The sequence below is a fragment of the Actinomadura sp. KC216 genome, assembly GCF_004348535.1.
Taxonomy (GTDB): Bacteria; Actinomycetota; Actinomycetes; order Streptosporangiales; family Streptosporangiaceae; genus Spirillospora.
On record NZ_SMJX01000449.1, the window covers coordinates 1 to 5,148 of the forward strand.

The window sequence follows — 5,148 nt, forward strand, 5'->3', positions numbered from 1 at the left end:
TGAGCGTCTCGTGGGCTCGGCGGTGGGGCTGCACCGGGTGCTGGAGCCCCGGGGCGTGCTGCCGCAGGCCGCGCTGCGGCTGGACCCCGACCCCCGGATCGGCCCGGACGAGGTCCGCATCGCCGTCGAGCGCCTCAACCTGGACGCCGCGTCCTACCGGCAGCTGCGCACCGCGCACGACGGCGACCCGGACGCGATCCGGGAGGACGTGCTGCGGATCGTCCGCGAGCGCGGCAAGATGCACAACCCCGTGACCGGGTCTGGCGGCATGCTCGTCGGCGTCGTCGAGGAGGCCGGGCCGGACTCGCCGCTCGGCCTCAAGCCCGGCGACCGCGTCGCGACCCTCGTCTCGCTCACCCTCACCCCGCTGGCCATCACCGACGGCCTGGCCCGCTGGGACGGGCGGTCCGAGCAGGTGCCCGCCGAGGGCCACGCCATCCTGTTCGCCCGGTCGATCGCCGCGGTGCTGCCCGCCGACCTGCCGGTCCCGCTGGCGCTCGCCGTCATGGACGTGTGCGGCGCGCCCGCCCTCACCCACCGCGTCGTCGCTTTGCAGAAGGCGCAGCCGGGCGCGCCGGCCGTGGCGGTGCTCGGCGCGGCGGGCAAGAGCGGCTCCCTGTCGCTGGCCGCCGCGCGCCGCGCCGGCGTGTCCCGCCTGGTCGGGCTGGTGCCGACCGCCGAGGAGGAAGAGCGGCTCGCGGCCACCGGCCTCGCCGACACGGTCGTGCGCGCCGACGCCCGCGACCCCGTCGCCGTCGCCGCCGCGATCGGGGACCCGGTGGACGTCACCGTCGTCTGCGTGGACGTCCCGGGCTGCGAGCACGGCGCGATCCTGGCGACCGCGCCCGGCGGCACCGTCGTGTTCTTCTCGATGGCGACCTCGTTCCCCGCCGCCGCGCTCGGCGCCGAGGGCCTCGCCGCCGACGTGACGATGCTCATCGGGAACGGCTACGTCCCCGGGCACGCGGAGGCGGCGCTCGACCTGCTGCGGTCCGAACCCGCCGTCCGTGCGCTGTTCACCTCCCGGACCGGGGACGATTCGGCACAATGACCGGGAACGCCCCGGGAGCGGGCGGGGAGACCGATCATTGAGGGAGACGGCATGGGGAGCATCACCGGGGAGCTGCGCGGGCGGGACCCGAAGGAGCGCCGGGCGCAGATCGTCGACGTCCTCGTCGACGCGTTCTCGGACCTGATGGAGCGCAGCCCCGCCGAGTTCCGCCGCCGCTTCCGCAAGATGGCCTCCGACCCGTTCGCGTTCTACCGGGGCAGCGCCTGCCTGTTCTACGCCGACATCATCGGCGACGACGACCCGTGGGCCGACGAGCGCACCTCCCGCGTGTGGATCCAGGGCGACCTGCACGCGCAGAACTTCGGCACCTACATGGACGACGACGGCGTGTTCGTCTTCGACGTCAACGACTACGACGAGGCCTACGTCGGGCACTTCACCTGGGACGTCAAGCGGTTCGTGGCGAGCCTGGCGCTGCTGGCCTGGCAGAAGGCGATCTCCGACGACGACATCCGGCGGCTGATCGAGACCTACGTGCGCGCCTACGTCGACCAGGTCCGCCGGTTCGCCGCGCACGACGGCGACGAGCGGTTCGCGCTGACGCTCGACACCACCGACGGGTACATCAGGGACGTGCTGGTCGCCGCGATGGGCGGCACCCGGATCGGGCTGCTGGCCGGGATGACGGAGGTGTCGGGGCCCGACCGGCGGTTCCGGGACCGCCCGGGCGTGCGGCGGCTGGACGCCGCCGAGCGCGCCGAGGTCGAGGCCGCCTACCAGGAGTACCTGACGACGATCCCGGCGGAGAAGCGGTTCGGGAGCCTCACCTACCAGGTCAAGGACATCGTCGGCGCGTCCGGGTTCGGCATCGGCTCCGCCGGGCTGTCGGCGTACAACATCCTGGTGGAGGGGAGCACGCAGGCGCTGGAGAACGACGTCGTCCTGTCGATGAAGCAGGGCAACATCGCCGCCGCCAGCCGCGTCGTCGACGACCCGCGGATCCGCGAGTACTTCCGGCACCACGGGCACCGCACGGCGGTGTCGCGGCGGGCGCTGCAGGCCAACAGCGACCCGTGGCTCGGCCACACCCAGATCGGCGGCGTCGGGTACGTCGTCCAGGAGCTGTCCCCCTACGAGGAGGACCTGGACTGGGGCGGCCTCACCGAGCCGGAGGACATGCTGTCGGTCCTGGACGACCTGGGCCGCGCCACCGCCAAGGTGCACTGCGTGTCCGACACCGACTCCGACCACACCCTGGTCGACTTCCAGGTCGAGGACGCGATCGACGCGGTGATCGGCCCGGACGAGTCCGCGTTCGTCGCCGCGATGGTCGCGTTCGGGACGCAGTACGCCGAGATCGTCCGCGACGACCACACCTACTTCGTGGACGCGTTCCGCAACCACGAGATCCCCGGCCTGTAGAAGCCGGGGCCGGGGTCAGGCCGGGCGGATGAGGAGGAGGGCGATGTCGTCGCGGCCCCGCTGGTCGGACAGCAGGGCCAGGACGCCGTCGGCGGTCTCCTCCGGCGTGCCGTCCTGGGACGCGGCCAGCGCGGACGCCAGGCGGGCGATGCCCTCGTCCACGTTGCGGCGGCGGCTCTCGACGAGGCCGTCGGTGTAGAGGGCGAGGGTGGCGCCCGCCGGGATCGTGTCGGTGACCTGGTCGTACGCGGGCGGGTGCGCCCGGTCGGACACGCCGAGCGGGAGGCCGTGCGGGGCCGCGAAGTGCCGCACCGTCCCGCCGGGGAGGGCCAGCAGCGGCGGCGGATGCCCCGCGCACGCCACCTCGCAGCGCCGCGTCGCCGGGTCGCAGACCAGGCACAGGCAGGTCGCGAACTGGGCGGCGTGCAGGTCCTGCGCGATGGCGTCCAGGCGCTCCAGCACCTCGGCGGGCCCGAACTCGCAGCTGGCCAGGGTGTGCGCGGCGACGCGGAGCTGCCCCATCGCGGCGGCGGCGGTGACGCCGTGGCCGACCGAGTCGCCGATCACCACGGCGATCCGGCCGCCGGACAGCGGCACGACGTCGTACCAGTCGCCGCCGACGCCGCTGCGCGCCGGCAGGTAGCGGTGCGCGATCTCCAGACCGGGAGGGGCGGTGATCGCGGCGGGTACCAGGCTCGACGTCAGCGCGGTGGCGGTGCGGTGCTCGTGCCGGTACCGGCACGCGTTGTCGATGCAGGTCGCGGCGCGGGCGGCGAGCTCGGCGGCCAGCGCGGTGTCGGCGGCGGCGAACGGCGGCCGGCCGCGCTTGCGGCTGAACACCGCGAACCCGAGCGCCCTCCCTCGCGCCACCAGCGGCACCGCCAGCAGCGACACGTGGTCCAGGAGCCCCTCGACGAGGCGGCCGGTGCGGTGCGCGAGCGTCTTCTGGACGGTGTCGCCGCCGAACTCGACCATCCGCCCGGTGGCCAGGCACCGCGCGTACGGGGTGGTGGGCGGGTAGACGATGACCTCGTTGACGGGGAACTCGCGGGCCCAGCCGCGCGGGTCGTCCTCGGCGAACGCGACCGCCAGCCGCCGCACGACCGCCGGGCGGTCGTCGTCCGCGGCCCCGTCCCCGCTCCTGTCGGCCTTCTCGCCGGGCGCGGGCCGGTCGTCGTCGGCGAGGAGCCGCTCCAGCACGTAGATGGCGCCCGCGTCGGCGAACCGCGGGACGGCGACCTCGACGATCTCCCGCGCGGTCGGGTGCAGCTCCAGCGTCGAGCCGATGCGGCGGCCCGCCTCGCTCAGCAGCTCCAGCCCGCCGGCCCACGGCGGCGACAGGGTCAGCGCGACGGCGGCGCCGCCGTCCGCCACGGTCATCGGCTCGCACGCCGCCGACATGCCCTCACCCGCCTCCGCGTCGCCCGGCAGCGGCAGGACGCCGCACCAGGGGCGGCCCTCGGCGGCGCGTTCGAGCGCGGCCATCAGCGCCCGGGCGCCGTCGGCGCCGCCGGGCAGGCCGGCGAGCAGGTCGGTGAGCGGCGCCCCGACGGCCTCGGCGGCGCCGCGGCCGAACAGCCGCGCGGCGCCCTCGCTCCAGCCGGAGATCCGCCCGTCAGGGGTCAGCAGGACGGTCACCGGCGCCGCCCGCCACGGGGGTCTTTCGGACACGGCCTTCACTGTTCCGTATTCCGGACGGTTCCGTATACCGGAGCCCGCCGATTTCGTAGATTATGTACACCACAGGCCGTCCAGGCGGAACGCGTTACCCCGGCCCCGCGGACGGCACCCCTTCGGCCGGCAGGAGACGATGCATGGGCTCCGAGTGGATTCCCCCCGAGGTCGACAGCCAGCGGCCGAGCGTCGCGCGGGTCTACGACTACCTGCTCGGCGGTGACCACAACTTCGCCTCCGACCGCGACCTGGCCACCGGGCTGCTGCGGGTCGAGCCGCAGGCGCGGGAGCTCGCGCAGGCGAACCGGGCGTTCCTGCGGCGCGCGGTCCGCACGATCGCCGGAACGGGCGTCGACCAGTTCGTCGACATCGGGTCCGGCATCCCCACGCAGGGGAACGTGCACGAGATCGCGCGGAGCGTGAACCCGGACGCGCGGGTGGTGTACGTCGACAACGACGACGTCGCCGTCGCGCACAGCCGCACGATCCTGGCGGGCGACGAGCGGGCGGTGGTCCTGCACGCCGACATGCGCCGCCCGGAGGACATCCTCGCCGACCCCGTCCTGAAGGGGCTGCTCGACCTGTCCAGGCCGACCGCGTTCCTGCTCGTCGCGGCGCTGCACCTGGTCAAGGACGAGGAGGGCCCGGAGGGGATCGTCGGGGCGCTGCGGGACGCCGCCGCGCCCGGCAGCCACCTGGTGATCTCCCACCTCACCCACGAGGCCGAGCCGGGCAAGACCGCCGCGATCGGGAAGCTGTACGACCGGGCGAGCTCCCCGGCGGTGTCCCGCTCGCACGCCGGCATCCTGCGGTTCTTCGACGGCTGGGACCTCCTGGACCCGGGCCTTGTGTACGTGCCGCTCTGGCGCCCCGACGAGGGCGAGGCCGTCGCCGACCCCGAGCGGTTCCTGGTCTTCGGCGGCGTCGGCCGCCGCTGAACCGGAACCCCCCGGGGCGCCGGTTCAGCGGGCGAAGGCGACGGCCGCGCCCGCGCTGACGACGATCGCGACGACCGCGAGGACGAGCGCGGTGCCGAGCGG

Annotated in this window: 4 protein-coding genes; 3 read left to right on the forward strand and 1 reads right to left on the reverse strand. The window is 74.8% G+C overall.

Annotation, left to right across the window (positions count from 1 at the left end):
* On the forward strand, window positions 1-1,051 hold a 1,051-nt coding region (locus E1264_RS39690), incomplete at its 5' end, for an L-erythro-3,5-diaminohexanoate dehydrogenase (protein WP_347813453.1).
* 51 nt (window positions 1,052-1,102) lie between these two features.
* Window positions 1,103-2,434, forward strand: coding sequence for a DUF2252 domain-containing protein (locus E1264_RS39695; RefSeq protein ID WP_132182253.1), 1,332 nt, complete (start codon window positions 1,103-1,105; stop codon window positions 2,432-2,434).
* Between the two features lie 15 nt (window positions 2,435-2,449).
* Here the strand turns inward: E1264_RS39695 and E1264_RS39700 are convergent, their stop codons facing one another.
* Window positions 2,450-4,105, reverse strand: coding sequence for a SpoIIE family protein phosphatase (locus E1264_RS39700; RefSeq protein ID WP_132182255.1), 1,656 nt, complete (start codon window positions 4,103-4,105; stop codon window positions 2,450-2,452).
* A gap of 143 nt (window positions 4,106-4,248) precedes the next feature.
* On the opposite strand from E1264_RS39700, the gene E1264_RS39705 reads away from it, so the two are divergent.
* A complete protein-coding gene (locus tag E1264_RS39705; protein ID WP_132182257.1) occupies window positions 4,249-5,046 on the forward strand; it encodes an SAM-dependent methyltransferase in 798 nt (265 codons plus the stop codon).
* Window positions 5,047-5,148: the final 102 nt, after the last annotated feature.

Excerpts from the sequence above, each read along its gene's own strand:
- E1264_RS39705 (WP_132182257.1), top strand. The coding sequence starts at position 4,249 with ATGGGCTCCGAGTGGATTCCCCCCGAGGTCGACAGCCAGCGGCCGAGC.
- E1264_RS39695 (WP_132182253.1), top strand. The coding sequence starts at position 1,103 with ATGGGGAGCATCACCGGGGAGCTGCGCGGGCGGGACCCGAAGGAGCGC.